The organism is Dietzia timorensis, from assembly GCF_001659785.1.
GTDB classification, from domain to species: domain Bacteria; phylum Actinomycetota; class Actinomycetes; order Mycobacteriales; family Mycobacteriaceae; genus Dietzia; species Dietzia timorensis.
Window position 1 is genome coordinate 571260 of sequence record NZ_CP015961.1, and the last position, 18840, is coordinate 590099.

At 61.5% G+C, this 18840-nt stretch carries 16 protein-coding genes; 14 read left to right on the forward strand and 2 right to left on the reverse strand.

The genetic code is table 11. The features are described from left to right. Positions 1-180: 180 nt before the first annotated feature. The 4 genes from BJL86_RS02695 (at position 181) to BJL86_RS02710 (ending at position 5569) form a co-directional block, all read left to right on the forward strand. Positions 181-1779 carry a peptide ABC transporter substrate-binding protein gene (locus BJL86_RS02695; protein ID WP_231887282.1) on the forward strand — a complete coding sequence of 533 codons (1599 nt, stop codon included), beginning with the start codon at positions 181-183 and terminating at the stop codon, positions 1777-1779. 112 nt (positions 1780-1891) lie between these two features. Beyond that, positions 1892-2818, forward strand: coding sequence for an ABC transporter permease (locus BJL86_RS02700; RefSeq protein ID WP_067477317.1), 927 nt, complete (start codon positions 1892-1894; stop codon positions 2816-2818). Continuing rightward, positions 2811-3803, forward strand: coding sequence for an ABC transporter permease (locus BJL86_RS02705; RefSeq protein WP_156515421.1), 993 nt, complete (start codon positions 2811-2813; stop codon positions 3801-3803). Before BJL86_RS02700 ends, BJL86_RS02705 begins: the two co-directional genes overlap by 8 nt. Next, positions 3800-5569: a dipeptide ABC transporter ATP-binding protein gene (locus BJL86_RS02710; RefSeq protein ID WP_067477319.1), complete on the forward strand. Its 1770-nt coding sequence runs from the start codon at positions 3800-3802 to the stop codon at positions 5567-5569. Before BJL86_RS02705 ends, BJL86_RS02710 begins: the two co-directional genes overlap by 4 nt. A 10-nt stretch (positions 5570-5579) precedes the next feature. Here the strand turns inward: BJL86_RS02710 and BJL86_RS17375 are convergent, their stop codons facing one another. After that, the gene (locus BJL86_RS17375; RefSeq protein WP_067477322.1) at positions 5580-6209 is read right to left on the reverse strand and encodes a hypothetical protein; all 630 of its coding nucleotides are present in this window, start codon (positions 6207-6209) and stop codon (positions 5580-5582) included. Between the two features lie 355 nt (positions 6210-6564). On the opposite strand from BJL86_RS17375, the gene BJL86_RS02720 reads away from it, so the two are divergent. The 3 genes from BJL86_RS02720 to BJL86_RS02730 all read left to right on the forward strand — a co-directional run bounded on the left by BJL86_RS02720 (position 6565) and on the right by BJL86_RS02730 (position 8921). Next, positions 6565-7143 carry a serine/threonine protein kinase gene (locus BJL86_RS02720; protein ID WP_232229009.1) on the forward strand — a complete coding sequence of 193 codons (579 nt, stop codon included), beginning with the start codon at positions 6565-6567 and terminating at the stop codon, positions 7141-7143. A gap of 61 nt (positions 7144-7204) precedes the next feature. Then, entirely contained in the window at positions 7205-8092 is an 888-nt protein-coding gene (locus tag BJL86_RS02725) for a hypothetical protein (protein ID WP_083657610.1), read from the forward strand. A 55-nt stretch (positions 8093-8147) separates the two neighbouring features. After that, positions 8148-8921, forward strand: a complete 774-nt coding sequence (locus BJL86_RS02730; RefSeq protein WP_075845138.1) for a Fic family protein — start codon at positions 8148-8150, stop codon at positions 8919-8921. Here the strand turns inward: BJL86_RS02730 and BJL86_RS02735 are convergent. Then, a complete protein-coding gene (locus BJL86_RS02735) occupies positions 8899-9768 on the reverse strand; it encodes an HAD family hydrolase (protein ID WP_197487674.1) in 870 nt (289 codons plus the stop codon). The two genes, BJL86_RS02730 and BJL86_RS02735, sit on opposite strands and share 23 nt — an antisense overlap. A gap of 148 nt (positions 9769-9916) precedes the next feature. On the opposite strand from BJL86_RS02735, the gene BJL86_RS02740 reads away from it, so the two are divergent. From BJL86_RS02740 to BJL86_RS02755, 7 genes are all read left to right on the forward strand, one after another. Continuing rightward, on the forward strand, positions 9917-11053 hold the full coding sequence (locus BJL86_RS02740; protein WP_075844796.1) for a CpaE-like family protein: 1137 nt from the start codon (positions 9917-9919) through the stop codon (positions 11051-11053). Continuing rightward, the gene (locus BJL86_RS02745) at positions 11050-11658 is read left to right on the forward strand and encodes an ATPase, T2SS/T4P/T4SS family (protein ID WP_156515199.1); all 609 of its coding nucleotides are present in this window, start codon (positions 11050-11052) and stop codon (positions 11656-11658) included. Before BJL86_RS02740 ends, BJL86_RS02745 begins: the two co-directional genes overlap by 4 nt. Positions 11659-11672: 14 nt before the next feature. After that, entirely contained in the window at positions 11673-13046 is a 1374-nt protein-coding gene (locus BJL86_RS02750) for a tyrosine-type recombinase/integrase (protein WP_082908330.1), read from the forward strand. Further along, entirely contained in the window at positions 13030-14895 is a 1866-nt protein-coding gene (locus tag BJL86_RS17000) for a hypothetical protein (RefSeq protein WP_156515200.1), read from the forward strand. Before BJL86_RS02750 ends, BJL86_RS17000 begins: the two co-directional genes overlap by 17 nt. Next, positions 14888-17341 carry a site-specific integrase gene (locus BJL86_RS17005; protein WP_156515201.1) on the forward strand — a complete coding sequence of 818 codons (2454 nt, stop codon included), beginning with the start codon at positions 14888-14890 and terminating at the stop codon, positions 17339-17341. The genes BJL86_RS17000 and BJL86_RS17005 overlap by 8 nt, the downstream gene beginning before the upstream one ends. Before the next feature lie 2 nt (positions 17342-17343). Beyond that, the gene (locus tag BJL86_RS17010) at positions 17344-17721 is read left to right on the forward strand and encodes a hypothetical protein (RefSeq protein WP_156515202.1); all 378 of its coding nucleotides are present in this window, start codon (positions 17344-17346) and stop codon (positions 17719-17721) included. A gap of 171 nt (positions 17722-17892) precedes the next feature. Continuing rightward, a complete protein-coding gene (locus tag BJL86_RS02755) occupies positions 17893-18822 on the forward strand; it encodes a TRM11 family SAM-dependent methyltransferase (RefSeq protein WP_075844799.1) in 930 nt (309 codons plus the stop codon). Positions 18823-18840: the final 18 nt, after the last annotated feature.

Here is an 18840-nt window from a genome sequence, read left to right on the forward strand (position 1 = left end):
CCAATGCGTAAGGCATTGTTCATATCGTGATCCGTATCACATGCCTTAGGCGGTTGATCAGCGGCGATTCGCTGTCGGGTCTTACGAGGACTCGGCGTCGTCGTGCGGGTGGAGGGCCCACTTCTGCTCGCGAATCGAAACGGGAGGTTTTCTGTGCGTAGGTTCAACAAGGTTGTCGCGGTGTCGGCAGCCGCACTCTTGGCAGGGACGTCGCTCGCGGCGTGTTCCAGTGACGGCTCCGGCGGGGGAGACTCCGGCGACAACGTGATCAGTGCCTTCAACACCGAACCCCAGAACCCACTCATCCCGACGAACACCAACGAGGTCGGCGGCGGCCGCGTCGTCGACCTTCTCTTCGAGGGGCTCGTCTCCTACGACACCAAGGGCGAGATCAGCAATGCAGTCGCAGAGGAGATCACCCCGAACGACGACGCGACCGAGTTCAACATCAAGCTCAAGGAGGGCAAGACCTTCTCCGATGGCTCGCCGGTGACGGCGAACAGCTTCGTCGACGCATGGAACTACGGCGCTGCCTCTAAGAACGCGCAGCTCGCCCAGTCGTTCTTCGAGCCCATCGAGGGTTTTGAAGCCGTCTCCGAAGAGGGCGCCACCGAGACCGAGCTCTCCGGTCTCGAGGTCGTCAGCGACACCGAGTTCAACGTCACACTCTCGCGCCCCACCGCCGACTTCCCCGATCGCCTCGGGTATTCGGCGTTCAGTCCGCTCCCGGAAAGCGCGTACGACGACATGGACGCCTTTGGTGAGAACCCGATCGGCAACGGCCCGTACAAGCTGGGCGACGAGGGCTGGACCCACAACGAGTCCATTCAGCTCGTGCCTAACGAGGAGTACGAAGGTGAGCAGGAGCCGAAGAACGAGGGCATCGACTTCCGCATCTATTCGAGCATGGACACCGCCTACCTCGACGTACAGGGTGGGCAGCTCGATCTGATGGACTACCGCGTCCCCTCGCAGAACTACGGGACCTACGAGTCCGACTTCCCGGACTCCAACGTCAACCAGCCCGCCGCGGTCTTCCAGTCGTTCACCATTCCCGAGCGGCTCGAGCACTGGGGCGGTGAAGAGGGCAAGCTCCGCCGCAAGGCGATCTCCATGGCCTTCGACCGCGACGAGATCACCGAGACGATCTTCGAGGGAACCCATACCCCCGCCGTGGACTTCACCACCCCGGCCATCGAGGGCGGCGGCGAAGAGCTCGAGAACGGTGATGTCCTCCAATACAACCCGGACGAGGCGAAGAAGTTGTGGGCAGAGGCCGACGAGATGAGCCCCTTCTCCGGTTCTCTCGACATCGCCTACAACGCCGACGGCGATCACCAGGCGTGGGCCGAGGCCGTGACCAACCAGATCCGCGAGACCCTTGGCATCGAGTCCGAGGGTGTCAGCGTTCCCACGTTCCAGCAGATCCGCGATGATGTCACCGATCGCACGATCGAGACGGCATTCCGCACCGGCTGGCAGGCGGACTACCCCTCGACGATGAGCTTCCTCACCGACCTCTACCGCACGGGCGCCGGTTCCAACGACGGCGACTACTCGTCTGAGGAATTCGACCGGCTCATCGACGAGGCCGGTTCCGAGACCGACGAGGACAAGCGCGCCGAGATCGTCCACGATGCGCAAAACGTCCTGCTTGAAGACCTTCCGGCCATCCCGCTGTGGTACTCGAACGTGTCCACCGCCTGGAATCCGGAACTCAAGGACGTCGAGTACAACTGGAAGTCCGTACCGGTCTACACCCAGATCACCAAGAACTAACAACGGGATCATTTCCAGCGCAATCGCCTGATGGGGCGCACTGCCGGCACAGTTCCGGCGTGCGCCCCAGGGGCGCGTCTGGGCAATGGCACTACACATCTAGAGGTCAACCATGATCTGGTATCTACTGCGGCGACTGCTGCAATTGATTCCCGTCTTCTTCGGTGCGACGTTCCTCATCTACGCGATGGTGTTCCTGATTCCCGGCGACCCCGTCGCCGCGCTCGCCGGCGACAAGCCGCTCAGTGAATCGGTCATCAACACGCTGCGCGAGCAGTACAACCTGGACAAGCCGTTCCTCGTCCAGTACCTGCTGTACCTACAAGGAATCTTCACCGGAGACTTCGGCACCACGTTCTCCAACCGTCCCGTCCTCGACGTCATCGCCGAGGCGTTCCCCGTCACCCTCAAGCTCGCCGTCATGGCGCTCATCATCGAAACGATCTTCGGCATCGGGTTCGGCGTCATCGCCGGCATCCGCAAGGGCGGCTTTTTCGACTCCACGGTGCTCGTCGTCAGTCTCGTCATCATCGCCGTTCCGATCTTCGTCATCGGCTTCGTCTCGCAGTTCCTCCTCGGCGTCAAATGGGGAATTGCTCCCATCAGTGTCGGGTCGGACACCTCGATCCAGAGCCTGCTGTTGCCGGCGTTTGTTCTCGGTCTCGTTTCGTTCGCCTATGTGTTGCGCCTGACTCGGTCATCGGTCGCGGAGAACCTCGGCGCCGATCACGTCCGCACCGCCTACGCGAAAGGATTGAGCAAGCCGCGCGTCATCTCGGTGCACGTGCTGCGCAATTCGCTCATCCCCGTGGTCACGTTCATCGGTGCCGATCTCGCCTCGCTCATGGGCGGCGCCATCGTCACCGAGGGAATCTTCAACATCAACGGCATCGGCGGACTCGTGTTCCGCTCCGTGCAGATCAGTGAGGCGCCGACCGTGGTCAGCGTCGTCACCCTTCTCGTGATCATCTACATGCTCGCCACGTTGATCATCGATCTGCTCTATGCCGCGCTCGACCCGAGGATCCGCTATGCCTAAGTCGAACCCGAACGAAAAATCCGCCGTGTCGACATCGCCCGACCATTCCCATCTCTACGACCGCGGCGCGCGCTACGTCTCGAAGGCGGAACCGGATGACGTCGTCGTACGCGATGCCAAGTCGCCGACCTCGACTCCCCGCGGCCTGTGGGGAGAAGCGTGGATCGACCTGCGCAAGCGCCCACTGTTCTGGGTCTCCGCAGTGATCATCCTGCTCGTTGTCGTGGTCGCCGCGTTCCCGCACCTGTTCACCTCTCTCGACCCCCGAGCGGGCGACCTCGCCAAGTCCGAGGCCGGTCCCGAACCCGGGCACCCTTTCGGCTTCACCAAGCAGGGCTACGACGTCTACGCGCGCACCATCTACGGCGCCCGCGCCTCGGTGCTCACCGGCCTCGGGGTCACCGCTTTCGTGCTCATCGTCGGAGTCTCCGTCGGTGCGCTCGCCGGCTACCTCGGTGGGTGGATCGACTCGCTACTCTCGCGCATCACCGACGTGTTCTTCGCGATCCCGCTGATCCTCGCCGGCATCGTGCTCATGCAGCTGTTCGCCGATCGCAACACCTTCACGGTGATCATCGTGCTCGCCGCGTTCGCGTGGCCGCAGATGGCCCGCGTCGCACGCGCCGCGGTGATCGAGGCCAAGCAGAACGACTACGTGACGGCGTCCCGTTCCCTCGGGCAATCGGGCATGGGCATCCTTCTCAAACACGTGTTGCCCAACTCGCTGGCGCCGATCATCGTCATCGCGACGACGAGCCTCGGAATCTATATCGTCGCCGAAGCCACCCTGAGCTACCTGGGGATCGGACTTCCGCCGTCAGAGGTGTCGTGGGGTAATGACATTTCGACGGCGCAGTCCTCGCTGCGCCAGTCGCCGATGATCCTGTTCTGGCCGGCCTCCGCTCTGGCGCTCACGGTGCTCGGATTCATCATGATGGGCGACGCGCTCAGCGACGCCCTCGACCCGAAGGAGCGGAAGCGATGAGCGAGAAATCGAAGCGCGACGCCTCAACGCCCGACGCCGCAGAAGACCGCCCACTCCTGGAGATCCGCGACCTCGACATCGCGTTCGGCTCGAAGCGCAAGCCCATGCCGACCGTGTTCGGGGCCTCGCTGTCGGTGTATCGCGGCGAGACCGTCGCGATCGTCGGAGAGTCCGGCTCGGGCAAGTCGACCACCGCCGCGGCGATTCTCGGTCTGCTGCAGGGGGGCGGGCACGTGACCGCCGGGACGATCGAGTTCGGCGGGGAGCGCCTCGTCGGCACAGACGAGGCGGGGAAGTTCCGCGTCGCCCCGGCGAAGCGCTACCAGCAGCTGCGCGGGGCGCACATCGGTTTCGTGCCGCAGGACCCGATGTCCAACCTCAACCCGGTGTGGAGCGTCGGCTACCAGATCGACGAGGCCGTGCGCGCCAACAACGTCGCCTCCGGGCGCAAGGCGGTGCGGGCCCGCACGATCGAGCTCCTCAAGGAGGCGGGGCTTTCTGACGCCGAACGCCGGGTCAACCAGTACCCGCACGAATTCTCGGGCGGGATGAAACAGCGCGCGCTCATCGCGACCGGGCTCGCGGCGCGCCCCGAGCTGCTCATCGCCGACGAGCCGACGTCCGCTCTCGATGTCACCGTGCAGCGGCAGATCCTCGACCACCTCGAGGGGCTGACCTCCGAGCTCGGCACTGCGGTGCTGCTCATTACCCACGACCTCGGCCTCGCCGCCGAGCGCGCGCAGCGCATCGTCGTCATGAGCCGGGGCAGGATCGTCGAATCCGGGCCGAGCCTGGAGATCCTGCAGAACCCGAAGCACGAGTACACCAAGCGGCTCGTCGAGGCCGCACCCTCGCTGGCCTCGCGCCGGATCGAGCTCGCCGGTGGCACGGCCGAGCTGCGCGAGGAGGTCGTCGCGGAGTCCGTCGCCGAGGCCGAGACCGTGGCCGAGGAGAAGAACCCGGACCGCGACGTCATCGTGGCCGAGGACCTGACCAAGGTGTTCAAGGTCCGCGGGAAGGTGCCGTGGAAGTCCGAGGACGTGGCCGCGGTGAAGAACGTGTCGTTCACGATGCGGCGCGGGACTACCACCGCGCTCGTCGGCGAGTCCGGCTCGGGCAAGTCGACCGTCGCGCAGATGGTGCTCGGGCTGCTCGAACCGACCAGCGGTTCCGTGACCTTCGAGGGCACGAAGGTGAGCGGGCTCTCGCGTAAGGAGGAGCTGACTCTGCGCCGCAAGATGCAGCCGGTGTTCCAGAACCCGTACGGCTCGCTCGATCCGATGTACTCGATCCACAACACGATCGCCGAGCCCATGCGGATCCACGGCGTGGGCACGAAGGCCGAGCGCGATGCGAAGGTGCGCGATCTGCTGGAGAAAGTGGCGCTGCCGCCGGAGATGGCGCGCCGGTTCCCGGGCGAATTGTCCGGTGGGCAGCGTCAGCGCGTCGCCATCGCGCGAGCGCTGGCGCTCGATCCCGAGGTGATCGTGCTCGACGAGGCGGTGTCCGCGCTCGACGTGCTCGTGCAGTCGCAGATCCTCGACCTGCTCGCCGAGCTGCAGAGCGAGCTGGGGCTGACGTACCTGTTCATCACCCACGACCTCGCCGTCGTGCGGCAGATCGCGGACTATGTGCTCGTGATGTCCAAGGGCGAGGTCGTCGAGGAGAACACCACCGACGAGCTGTTCGACGACCCGCGCGAGGAGTACACGCAGAAGCTGCTGGCCGCGGTCCCCGGAAAGGACATCGACCTCGGCGTCGGCTGAGGCGCGCGGCCTACCGGGAAGTCGGGGGCTCGGCCGGACTGCCGGCCGGGCCCTCGGTGGATTTCGGCGACGCGGCGGGCTCGGGCACCTCGGTCTCCACAGGCTTCGTGCTCTGGGGAGCCGGCGACGCCGGGTTCGCGGAAGCTCCGCCGTCGTGGGTGCCGGGTTTTTCGGGCTGCTCCACCGAGGCGAGGCGGCGGGCCGGGATGGTGCCAGGCTCGGCCTTCGCCTCGTCGCCGCCCTCGGCGGAGGACGCTGCAGGTTCGGAGGACGCATCCTCGCGGGCGGCCGCGTCGCGGCGCTGCTGGGCGGCGGGATCGAGCGGCGGGGCGTCCATCCCGAAGTGCTCGAGCAGGTCGCGCTCCTGGTCGGGCGTAAGGGTATCCTCGGAATTATCGAAGCGAGGGGAATCCTTGATCGCGGCCTTCTTGTGGCCGAGGTGCAGCTCGCCGTCGAGTAGCCGCGAACCGAACAGCGGTACCACGGCGTCCGCGGAGAAAATGCCGGTGCTTACCGAGGCGAAGGTGGCGCGCCCGGTCGCGTCGTCGAGGTAGACCTGGCGAACGTCGCCCACCTTGGTGCCGGCGCTATCGAATGCAGTCGCCGAGAGCAGCATCTCCAGCTGTTCCTGTGCAGACATGTTCTCTTCCTTTTGTCGAGGTAAGGCCTCTATGCTCGCCCCGCGACCGCTCGCTTCGGCGGAGGGAGGGCGGACCCGAACGCGATCTTTCGTACCCACCGGGGTGAGCCGGGAGTGGCGCTTCCCTAAAGGCACTCCCACCACGTATTCTTAGTCGAAGTTCAGTTATCCGTACGGGACATTCTCCGGCGAGGCCCACATTGGGTACGCCTCTATCGATTTTACCGATGGTGCAGCGGATAAACGTTCTTTTGGCGGGCACTGTGCCCCTGTAGCGTTCGTGTGCTCCCCGCTTTCGGCGGCGCTCCCGGAGCGTCGAACGGGGCCGCGGGGCCCTGGAGAGATGGAGAAGGCTGTGGCTGGGGATCAGTGGGGCGGCGGTTACGGCGGTTTCGGCTACCAGGGGCAGCCGCAGTGGGCGCCCGAGGCCACTCGTAGGCGCACCAGCCCGGCGCTTATCGTCGTGGTAGTGGCGATCGTCCTGCTCGTCGCGGCGATTTCCGTGCTCGGCACGCTGCTGTGGTTGGGCTCCGGCACCACCTCCACCCAGGGCGCGGCGGCCACCTCGACCCACTTCGTGACGGCGGAGGAAGAGCCCGATTCAGCGGACTCGGCCTCGACGATGCCCGTGGTGGAACCGGCGTCGCCCGCGCCCGCCCCGGCCGTTCCCGCGACCCCCGCCGGCGCGTATCAGTGTTCCTCGCTCGGCGGCGGCCCCTTCGCGCGGGCCGGCGCCGGCTCCTCGTCGACGAGCTGCCCGTTCGCCTCGTCCGTGCGCGACTCCTACCTCGCTTCGGGTGCCGGGGGAGGCGCGGCGACGATCAGCGCGTACAGCCCGGTGACGGGCACGTCCTACACGATGTACTGCGCGCCCGCCGGCACGAACGTGGTGCAGTGCACGGGAGGGAACAATGCGGTCGTCTACGTCTACTAGGCTGCGCGGCGCGGGAGCGCTGGCCGCGGCGGCCGCGGTCGTGCTCCCTCTGGCCGGATGTATGCCGAACCACGAACCGCCCGCCCGCAACATCGCCGACACGGTCGTGGCTCCTGCCCCGGGTGCGATGGGCGTCCAGCCCGGCGTGGAAACGGTGCCCGAGGTTACGCAGTCGCCCGGCGGGGCGCAGCCTTCCGAGGCCGGCCCGCCGTCGGTGGCGGCGCCACCGAGCCCCGCGAACGGAGAGGCGCTCGAGATGATCGGCCGAGCGCTTCCAGAACTCACCGGCATCGCGATCGCCCCGGTCGGGCGGGCCGCGGAGGTCACCGTGCTCGGCGAGCTGCAGACCGGCGTCGCCTGGTCGACGAGCAAGGTGCCGCTGGCTATCGCCGCTCTCCGGGCGAACCCGGGAGCGACGACGCAGGTCCGCGCGGCCATCACGCAATCGGACAACGAGGCCGCAGAGGCGCTGTGGGAGGGCCTCGGCGGTGGGGAGAGCGCCGCCTCCGCCGTCACAGACGTGCTGCGCCAGGCACGCGACGAGACCACCACCGTCCCGGCGACGCGGCTTCGCGAGGGGTTTACGGTGTTCGGTCAGACGCAGTGGGACGCGGCCAATCAGGCGAGGTTCGCCGCGAACCTGCCGTGCCTGGCGGACTCCTCGGCGGTGCTCGGCGAGATGGGTTCGATCGTTCCGGAGCAGCGCTGGGGGCTCGGTCGCATCGACGGCGCCTCATTCAAGGGCGGCTGGGGGCCGGCCGACACGCACGCCGGCTACCTCGCGCGGCAGTTCGGCATCCTGCCCACCCCGAGCGGTGACGTCGCCGTCGCCGTGCTCGCCGACGCGCCGGATCTCGGCGCCGCGGAGAAGAAGCTCGACGCGATCGCGCAGACGCTCACCGAGCAACTGGGGAACCTGCCCGGCGGAACGTGCCCGCCCGCGGCGTAGCCGAGCGCGCGCCCGAAGTCGCCTTCGCCAGGGCGCAGGCGATACCGTGGCATTCGTGACTTCTCCACCAGCCGATCCACTGGCCCCGCTCGCCGAATTGCCCGGTATCCCCGACGCGCTCGAGGAGGCCCGCGAAGCCATCGCGGCCGTGCACCGGCACCAGGCCAACCGTCGCGGCTGGGCGACGTCGGCCGCCGAGGCCAGCCTGCGCGCGGCCCGCTCGTCCGCGGCATTGGCCGGCGGCACCGTGCGGCTCGGCACGACTGGCGACGTCGACGATCCGATCGTCGCCGGGGCGCTGCGCGTTGCGGGGATCCTGCACGGTGAGGGCCTCGACCACGCGACCGCCGTGTGGACCCGCGCGCCACTGCAGCAGCTCGCGCGAATGCACACTCTCGCGGCGGCGGGGCTCGATTCCGAGGTTCCGGACGCCGACCTCGAGCGCCTCGGCAGGCCGCGCGCCGACGCCGGGGTGTCCGAGCGGCTGCAGGGTCTGGCGGCGCTGGTCACCGGCGGAACGAACGTGGCCGCGCCGGTGCTGTCGGCCGTCGTCCACGGCGAGCTCGCCTCGCTGCGGCCGTTCGGCTACGCTGACGGGGTTGTCGCGCGAGCCGCCTCGCGCCTGGTGTGCGTGTCGACGGGACTCGACCCGCGCGGTCTCGGGGTGCCCGAGGTGCTGTGGAACCGCGACCGCGACCGCTACGAGACGCTGCTCGCCGGCTTCGCCACCGGCACGGCCGAGGGCCTCACCGACTGGATCGCGTTCCAGTGCGAGGCAATCGTCGATGGCGCGCGCGAGGCCCGCGCTATTGCGGACGCCGCTGGTTGAGCGCGTCCATCGCGGTCCGCGCCTTCGCGCGGGTTGTGATCGCCGAATTATCCAGCTTGTCCTTGAGCTTGCCGCGCATGGTCTTCGGCATCGAGGACGGGAACAGCGGCGTCGGCTTCGAGAATTCGAGGATCGGCCAGCCGCGCTCGACGGCTTCGCGGCGCAAAAGCCGGTTGGGGTTGACGGCGACGGGGTGGCCCACCTGGCCAAGCATCGGGATGTCCGAATCGGAGTCCGAGTAGGCGTAGGAGGCCGAGAAATCGACAGGCGCCTTCTCCGCGAGCGAGCGCATCGCATCGACCTTGCCGTCCGCCCAGCAATAGAACGAGATGGCGCCCGTGTACTGGCCGTCGGGCCCGACCTCGAGCTCGGTGCCGCGGAACTGGTCCGCCCCGAGCATTCGGGCGATCGGCTGGACCATCTCGCTAGCCGCGGCCGAGAGAACGACCACCGAGTGCCCGGCGCGCCGATGGTCGGCGATGAGCTCCTTGGCCTCGGTGAATACCTTCGGGGTGATGATCTCCTCGAGGGTCTCGTCCACGACCCGCTGGACCTCCGCGCGGGTCATCCCGCGCACCGCGTTACCGGCGAGGTCCATGGCGCGCTGGGTGTCGCCGACCTCGCTCGGCACGACCTCGACCGCGAGCTTGGCGACCGCGGTTTTCGCGAGGGTGCGCCGGCTCATCATCCCGTTGCGGATGAATTCGGCATTGAACGCGAATGAGGCGGATGTGGCGATGATCGTGTGGTCCAGATCGAAGAACGCCGCCACCTCCCCGGCAGTGCCCACAGGCGTCGCCCCGCCGATGCGGTGCGGGATGCGCGCTGGTCCAGGGGGTGTGGTCACATGGGCATTCTGGCACATCCGACGCCCGAACACACCCGAGTTCGGCCAATGAAATGGGCCTGTGGACAACTCTTCGTTATCCACAGCGGTTGATTTCGTTGCAGGTTGTCCGGGCGGGACGTCCGACGTCATGGGCGAGGGTTGTGCCATGCCCACACCACGCACCCAGGCCCAGCCGGTACCGCGGCGCACCGCGACTCCCGCGCGCGCCTCGGTCGCGGTCTGCGTCGACGACCCGGACCTCGCCGAGGACTGCCTCGCCGCCGTGCGCGCCTGCGGCCTCGCCGCGACCACCGCCGAGCTGGCCGGGCTCTCCCCGGGGACGCCGCTCATGTTCTATGACGCCGGAGCGTACGAGCGCGCAGGCGAGGCCGCCGAACCTGCGTGCCGCATCGTCGACAGGGCGGTCCCGGTGTGCTCGGACCTCACGCCGCGGCGCCCCGGAGGCCGCCGCGCGCTGGCCCTGCCGAGCGAGACCTCCACGCTGCTGCGGTTGCTCGACGGCGCCGCCGGGGCCGATTCGGGCGGCCGCCACGTCCTCGTCGCCGGCGCCCACGGCGGTGCCGGGGCCTCGACGTTCGCGTGCGTCGCAGCGCTGCGGGCGGCCCGAAGGTCCGAGCCCGGGGTCGTGCTCGTCGAGGCCGACGCCCGAGGGCCGGGGCTTGACCTGCTGCTCGGGATGGAGTCGGAGCCCGGCCTGCGGCTCGGCGGGGTGCACGCCGGCGCGGGGACCCTGGATCCGGATCAGCTGTGGACCGCGCTCCCGCGGCACGGCGGCCTCGCGGTCGCGGCGGCCGAGGCATCGGTGGACGGCATGGCGGGCACGGGGGAGGGGCCGGACTGGTCGACGCCGCTCGCAGTCGCGCATGCAGGGGTTGCCGGAGGCCGGCTCGTCGTCACCGACGCCGGACCGGCGAGCGCGGTGCCCGAGGCGTTCCTCCGCGCCGCAGACGTCGTCGCGCTCGTGTCGCGGTCGACGCTCGCCGGAATGTTGCAGACGTTGCGGGAGGCGCCGCGACTCGCGGCGCATGCGGCCGCCTTGGTCGTCGTTCTGCGCGGTGCCCGCACCGACTCCCTCGGCGCCGGCGATCTGCGCCCGCAGCTCGACGCGGCCGGCAGGCGGTCCGGCTTCTCCGGAGCCGCGGTGCCGATCTGCACCTTCTCCTCGAACTCGGCGATCGCGCGGACTCTCGACGGCGGCGGCACACTGCGGCCGTCCCGGGGGCTCGCCGCAGCTGCAGACCAGGTACTTTCCGGCGCCCTGGACCGCGGGGGCGCAGCGTGAGCGTGACGACTGACCCGGACATCGTCTCGGCGGTGCGGGACTACCTCGTCGCCTCGGGCGAGGCGACGACGATGTCCACGATCGTCGAGGCGCTGCGCGCGTCCGAGTCGACGATGCGAGGCGCGGCCGATCTCATCGACACAGCCCGCGCGGTGCACCGCCAGCTCGCCGGCGCGGGCCCGCTCGAACCGCTGCTCATGCGGCCGAACGTCACCGACATCGTCGTCAACGGGCCGGGGGAGGTGCTCGCCGATACCGGCGCCGGCCTCGTCCCCGCGGGCGTGGTCATCGCCGACGTCGACCAGACCCGCCTCCTGGCGCAGCGGCTCGCTGCACGGGCCGGCCGCCGTCTGGATGATGCGAGCCCCTTCGTCGACGGGGTTTTCGCTGCGCGCGACGGGATCCGATGGCGACTGCACGCGGTGCTCGCGCCGCTCGCCGTCGACGGGACCTGCTTGTCGCTGCGCGTGCTCCGGCCGGCGACGAGTAGCTTCCCCGCTCTGGAGGAGTCCGGCTCGCTCGATGTCGAGGCGGCCGCGCTGCTGCGAGACATCGTCGCGGCTCGGCTCAGCTATCTCGTGATCGGAGGCACCGGCGCCGGTTAAGGTAAGTTCACGTTATGTCTCGGGATGATCGCAGAAAATACTTCGTCGTCTACACAAGCAAAAAGCCAAAAGCCGTTGCTGCTGCAGCAAAGCAAGTTCGAATACGCCAGATGCCGGTGAGGGATGTAGACGGACTGCCCGTAATCGTTGACCAATTCGGCAGGCCAGAAACAACTTTCCTGGGTTTTATCTTGACGTATTCATCGCTTTCGAAAAATACGTTGGAACAATATGGTAATGCGCTCGCCCGATTTGCAAATTTTATGTCTGCAACGTTCTGTGAGATCCCCGCAAAAGCGACCGCAAGTCAAATTGACCTCTATAAGCGAACTCGATTGCACCTTCAGTCAAAGCCAATACAACCGATATCTTTCAAGCCCGAAGCGGCTGTTCTGAGGAACTACTTCTTGTGGCTTGAGCAGAGTAATCTTATCGAAAAGTCTCCCATATTACGTACTTCTAGAGCGGGAACGGACCTATTGCACGTGCGCGCGATTGGACAGAATCGCGTGCGGTACGTATCAAAAGAGGCATTTCGAAAGTTCATAGATTCAGCCGAAGGGTCGAATCGGATACATAATCTGAGACGGGCAGATTTGAGAAACGTGGCAGTAATAAAGACACTCGTTTCTGCTGGAATGCGCCTACAAGAAGTGAGCACGTTACTATCGTGCGAGGTTGATACGGCAGTTCGTCGAAGCCAGGTTTGGGAATTCGATATTCAAGCGGCGGCAAAGAATGGAAAACGTCGAACAATCTATCTCGATATATACGCACTTAGGGCGATTGAGAAGTATCGAAAGATCGAAAGACGACATATTGTAAAGTCAAATCAGGAGCGGTTCAGAGATCATTTGGACGAGCTCTTCGTTGTTGAATCTATCGATCCGAAGTCAGGAATGGTTAGCGGTTCGTGGGGCATGAGTGGGCCCCATTTAAAGTATGAAATTCGTTCTACTCCGGTCGATATTCGAAGGAAGATTGTTTCGATCAACAAACACGGATTCGTGGAACCGCTAGCGCTCTTTCTTAGTCAATCCAGGGGACTCCCTATGTCTCGGTCGGGGTGGGAGCAAGTGTTTAGAAAAATATCTGAACAGGCTTTCTTCGGAAAAGAGTATTATAGCGAGCCACATATTTCACCACATGACTTGAGACATACGTTTGCAATCAACTATCTGAGATATAGATACGCGCAAATGGTCACACAGGAACAAGAAGACCTCGCTCATCCGTTGTTGGATCCACTTGTTGATCTCCAGGAGATACTCGGACATTCAAGCATGGCGCAAACCATGCGATATCTTCGCCTCTTGAACAAGCTAGACGAGGGAGTCGCGGCGTCACTTAAATCATACGTAGGGGAACTGTATGGCGAAGAAAAATGAGCGTCAGACAATTGTGAATAGCGCGGTTCATTCGGCGCACGAACAATTCGGTGTTTCCTACCTTGGCGTCCGAAAAATTACTATCGACCAAGGAGTCACTACACGGGATATTTCTTTTGACCCTTCGACGTACGGAAACCCGCAAATCGCAAATGCTCTGGCGGATGCATGGGTTTCGGTCAGTCAAAGTCAGTCATATAGCGCCGCAGCGGTCAAGAAGCAGGCCATTACTTTGTTTCTCGAAGATCTGGATCTAAAAGGATATAGAAACTTATCATTCTCATCGACACCAGATTTAGTGTGCGATTCATTGATTGATTGGAGTTTAAAGCTCGAACGTGAATACCCTGTAGATTCCTTTATGCCATACAGGATGAGCAGTACAATTCAGCAGCTTATATACACTTTTCTGAGTCTGGCCAGAGCCGATGATGGAATGTTGTGGCGAATCGCCAAAGGTCCGAGTTTGATAGTCAAGCCCGCTAACAGGGAAGTAGACGAATTCAGCAAATCGGAACTTGATCAACTCGTAATGGCGGCTCGAGCGCATATACGAATGGCGAAGGCCGCATCAATGTGGGCACGAAACGTGATTGAGGGTAACGCTACATGTGAGCCTCACTCAAATGAAAACGAACTTCGGCGTCTGCTCTCCCTCGCTTATCGCTTTGAGCTAAGTGCTTTGGATACTCAGTGTGTGGACGTTAAAGAGATCGCAAGCTTGTTTCCGGAAGATTGGCGAAAGCTACTTTCCGCGAAATCGCTGTTAGGTCTCTGTTATCAAACTGTACATTCTTCTGTTTCAGGGTTAGTTCCTTTTCGTATTCTTTTGATGGAGTTAACCGGATTGTCTTCTGATGAGATTAGCGGTTTGAAAGTTAGTGGGTGTGCCTTCGCTGACGGCGGAGTGTCATTAAACGTCGAGAAGTCGAGAGCGGTTCGAAATCGAACGGTATTCTATAAAGACAGAAGCCCGAACGGTCGATGGGGATTAACAGGCGTTCTGAAGGAGCTTCTGTTGAACGTGGATTCGCTTAGGGCGAATGCTGCACCTCTGTTAAACGATGAGGTGTGGCTTCGACTTGCCTTTCCGAGCGATAAAGAAGTACCTGCCGTTACCTCTGTCAATTTTTCATTTGGTGCACTCTCCACCCGCTCCTGGGTTGCCTCGATGATTGGGGCGGGTTTCGCTTTGGATCTTTCTGAACCAATTGATGTGCGTCGGATTCGCAAAGCTAAAGTTTCTGATCGGGCCATCTCGTTGGGAGCACGCGCGTCTGACATAGCGGCTGATCAGCATTCGATTGCCGTTTTTGACAGCTACTACGCTTCCGCTAGTTCAATACAGGTGTTTTCAGCTACCCGTGTAGTAGAAGTGCAGGCCAAGATGTCTCAAGGGGTTAGGGTCGGCTTCGCGGGGCTAGCTGAGAATCGTGAAGACGTTTCTACGCAGGCGTTATCAGAGTTCGCCGACGTCACACCAGATGCCGCTCAGGCGATAAAAGAAGGGCATCACGACGTCGGCGTGGCGGATTGCAGGGATCCTTTCGATTCGCCTTTCGATGCCTACGGAGTTCTCTGTCATGCGGCGCCGTTGTTCTGCCTAGGCTGCAAGAACGGTCTGGTGTTTCCAATACATGCTCCTCGAATAGCTTCATTTCTAAAATCGATTCGATCTGCAAAGTACCCTGAAGATACGGATGACTGGGTTAGGACGTGGGGTCCTCAGATCGCGGCTGCGGAGCGAGTTTTATCCGAACTCGGCTGGACGGAATCAGACATTGAGGAGTGCCCTCTCGAGTTGACCGACGAACTTCCAGCCTGGATTCGTGTGGGTAACGATGAATAATCTTCCAGGAATTTTCGATTCGCTTGAGCACGGTAAGTCCGATGGTCGGATATTCGACCCTGATGATGAAGTGTTTGCCCAATACCCCGGCAAGGTCGAAGATGCATCCGTCGTTCGATATTCGGACATCTCTTGGTCACTAGAAGGGGTAGCTGATTTACGTCGGAACTCGCATTTCGGCTCGGCCACGCTCAAGTTTCGAGCGCATGAACCGTGGCTGACTCTGATGCGTGAGTTCGCAATGGTTCAACTGAACCCAAGCGACCGCCGCGTTCTTTCTCGCGAGATTTATATTGGGTTGCATCCCGTGAACTTCTCAACTGTTATCTCGAAAAATGCGTCACTTCAGCTTCTAGCTTCGTGGCAGCGCGATTGTGGCTTGCCAACAAGTATGTGTGATTGGACGGCCTGGGACTGGGAAAACTTGGTCATGGACCTGGTGGAATCTGGACGTGCGAAGGGCACAATAAAAAACCTAGTCTCTGCCGTACGCGATCTAATTTCGTGCCGCGGTATCAACCCAACCCTTATCCCGAAGCTAGACCCCTGGGACGGCGCGCCGACAGCGAAAATTGCACAACGAGCCGAGGCGAAATCAATGAAAGTGATTGAGCCTGCTGTATGGATGCCACTAATGGCCGCAGCCTGGAAGTACATCTCCGTATTTAGTGCGGACATCATCAGCCTGCGGACGTCGCATGATTGCCGGGAAGCCGTAGACCGCTCGTCTCACAAGACTCCGCGTCAATTGCGCGAGGAGGTATTCCGACGGTTTCTCGATTCTTATCAGGGCCCCATACCTGCTCGTATCGATAGCGGCGAGATTCAGCCGGCCTGGGTGCGGCTCTCGATTCTAGTGACATGCGGAGCTTCCACGCACCATTTTGCTTGGAGGAACGTTGATCGTCGGGACCTTATCAGGTCAAGAGTTTCTTCTGGCGCTCTGCAACTTGAGGTAATGACGAAAACCGAGTTCGAGAACTTATGTGCTGAGTGGAACAAAGTATTGGGTGCTCCGGAGTTGGATTCCGCGAAGAAGTCCGGAGAAGAGACTAATAAGATGGTTCGGGACTGGCTAAGTCTTGAAGACTCGCGTGTGGCATTGAAACATCGCGTTTCGGATCTCGACAGTATTACGTCGTCGGATATTAATTGGGCAATGATGGAGCGTGAGGTGTATAACGCTAATTGTCAGAATGGACTCCTTTCCCAAGATTCGGAGAACGCTCAATTCCGCCGTCAATTAATAGTTGACTTTGCTAGAAAAGGCCGAGTTTACGTGGCCGATAAGGGTCAACTTAGTAGGAAGCGAAAGTGTCCCGGATTCGTGCAGGTAGAGAGTTCTTCGGGTGAGCTTTCTGCATGGGCAACTGAATTGTCAGATTTTGAAGCACGTAATGAGCTCCTTGCGCTGCGCGCCGCTTGTTTTATTTTTGTCTGTGGAATGACTCTAATGCGAGATTCTGAGATCCAGGCGATCAGGCGGAATTCGATTATCGACTATTTCGGACAACGAGCAGTTCGTTCCGTCTTCTATAAAGGACGGACCGTTCCAACTCCGGGATTTTGGTGGGTAACAGACGAGGTTGTGCAGGCGTTTGAAGTTCTCGAGTCGTTGAGTATGGATGAAGAGTATCTAGTAGGCGCGGTGGTTAAGACTGACATCGAGAAGGGGCCAAAGGGGTCGCACAAGGCCGAGAGAAAGGAGTTCGCCAACCGAGGAATTACGGCAGGACGCGAAATAGACCGCTTCATCTCCATAGTGAACAGGTGCGGTAGCTCAAAGGGGCTGTCGCCGATCCCATCGGAAGCGGGGGTCGGACCAAGGTCCTTGCGAAGGACTGGCGCGACGATTCTTCGAGAACTAGGTGCTGACGAGCTTTCGCTTAGTCGACAACTCAAACACTCCATTGCGGCTACGCGTTCGTCCGTCACAGCGTCATACATGGCTCCCGACAGGAATTGGGAAGCTTTGTTACGCGGGGAACAAAGACAGACGGCAATTCACGCTGTCTCGAATGCCCTTGCCAGCAATGACCGCAAGAAGATTCGAATTAGTGGAGGAGGGGCAAATCGGATTCAGGAGGCTGCTGAGGCCTTAGGGCTTTCCGCTGAGACACTTACAAGCAGGGAAGTGCAAGCTCTGTTGAAAACTGAAGAGGGGGAACTCTTCATGGGTGCGACCAACGCTTGCCTATACGACCCCTCAACAGCCCTCTGCCATAAGCGCGGAGAGCACTCAGAACGCCCGCACTTCGCCTCTTGCGATGCAGTTAATTGCCGAAATTCAGTAATCACTATCGAGCAACTTCCAATCTGGAAGGCGGAAAGATCTCAACTCAAAACCTTGCTCGAAGTTAGTCGAGTGAGTTCTGTAAGGAAGAAAATGCTCGAACGGAGGCTACAGCAGGTTGAAAAGGTCATATCGGACTTCGTGGAGGAGTGAGAATGCCTGAGTCGAAGCGATCAGAAGAGAAAATCTTGCGGGCAATGGTCGAGCTCCTAGCAGCACCCAGCGAGAAAACAGACAAGAAGCCGACGAAGACGGATTTGGCTACCCAAGCCAATATTTCGAGAGCAACTCTATACCGACATCGAGACCTACTTGATACATGGGACAGATGCGTCGACCGCCGCGGATGCGGACAAGATCGAGCCCGAGTGAAAGAGTTGGAAGAGCTTCTGGAAAAGGAGCGGGAATCAAGGGAGCTAGCCGAGCAACTTTCTGAAGGTCTCGCGAATGCCTACGTGGAGTTGTTCGAACAGACTAAGCCAACTGCCTTGAGCATCGAAAGATCACGTAGAAGCGACGGCATCGGCAAATAACGTCAAGTCCAAGGTATGATGTTCGGCTCACTCCGGGGTTCGATTGTTAGTGTCGGCGATTTTCGATCGCCACTCAATGGAAGGCCTGAAGTTGCCATACATAAAAATTGGGCTCCACCTGCCACAACGTGAAGTAGGAACCAATGGAGCTGTCACAAAAGGAGACCTTACATGTTAGAAGAGCCGTTCGATATATCTAATGCCGTCGATGTCTGGCTTGTCGGTCAGAAAGTAAGCCCTACCCAACGCAAGGAACGGTACGTCCGCGAATCCTTCTCCCACCCAGCCAAGATGCTTCCCGAGCTAGCTGCGCGCCTCATACGGACATACACCAAGGAGGGTGAACTCGTGCTCGATCCGATGAGTGGCATCGGGACTTCGGGAGTAGAGGCTATTTGGCAAAATCGAAACTACGTGGGCATCGAAGTGGAGACACAATACGCCAAGCTTCAAGAAGAAAGCCTTCGGTTGGCAGAATCGCAAGGCGCTGAAGGGTCGTGGAATGTCTACAATCGCGATGCTCGGGAAGGGTTCTCAGCCGAGACGGTCGATCTAATCTGCTTTTCTCCGCCGTATCACGATGCTATACACAATCAAGGCGACGAGATCGCGCGAATAAAACGAAAGATCGACTCGGGCAAGGCTACACCTGCGATGTTGAGTCGATTCAAAAATTGGAAACCGGAAAGTGAATACGCTGGCGCAGGCACGCGGTCTTTTGGGTATTCGTCAAATGGAGAGAACATAGGGCATCAAAATGGGGACCAATACTGGCGCTCAATGGATCACATATACGGTAAAGCGTATGACGCCCTGAAGCCAGGGGGGTATTTGGCGGTAGCTACGAAAGAGCAACGAGACCGAAAAACCGGAAACTTAACAAACTTGTACGGAGATACAGTCGCGCACTGTCAAGCAATTGGATTTGGGCTCCATCAGCATATAGCAGCGGTGCTTTGTAAAATTCATGGTGACGGCGAAGTCATTCCAAGGACATCACACTGGCAAAGGATGGCCGTAAAGAAGGCCAACGAATCGGAACGGGTAGTTTTGCTAAATCAATTTGAAGATGTCGCTGTATTTCGTAAACCACTAACATGAATGGAGTAGGATATTTTA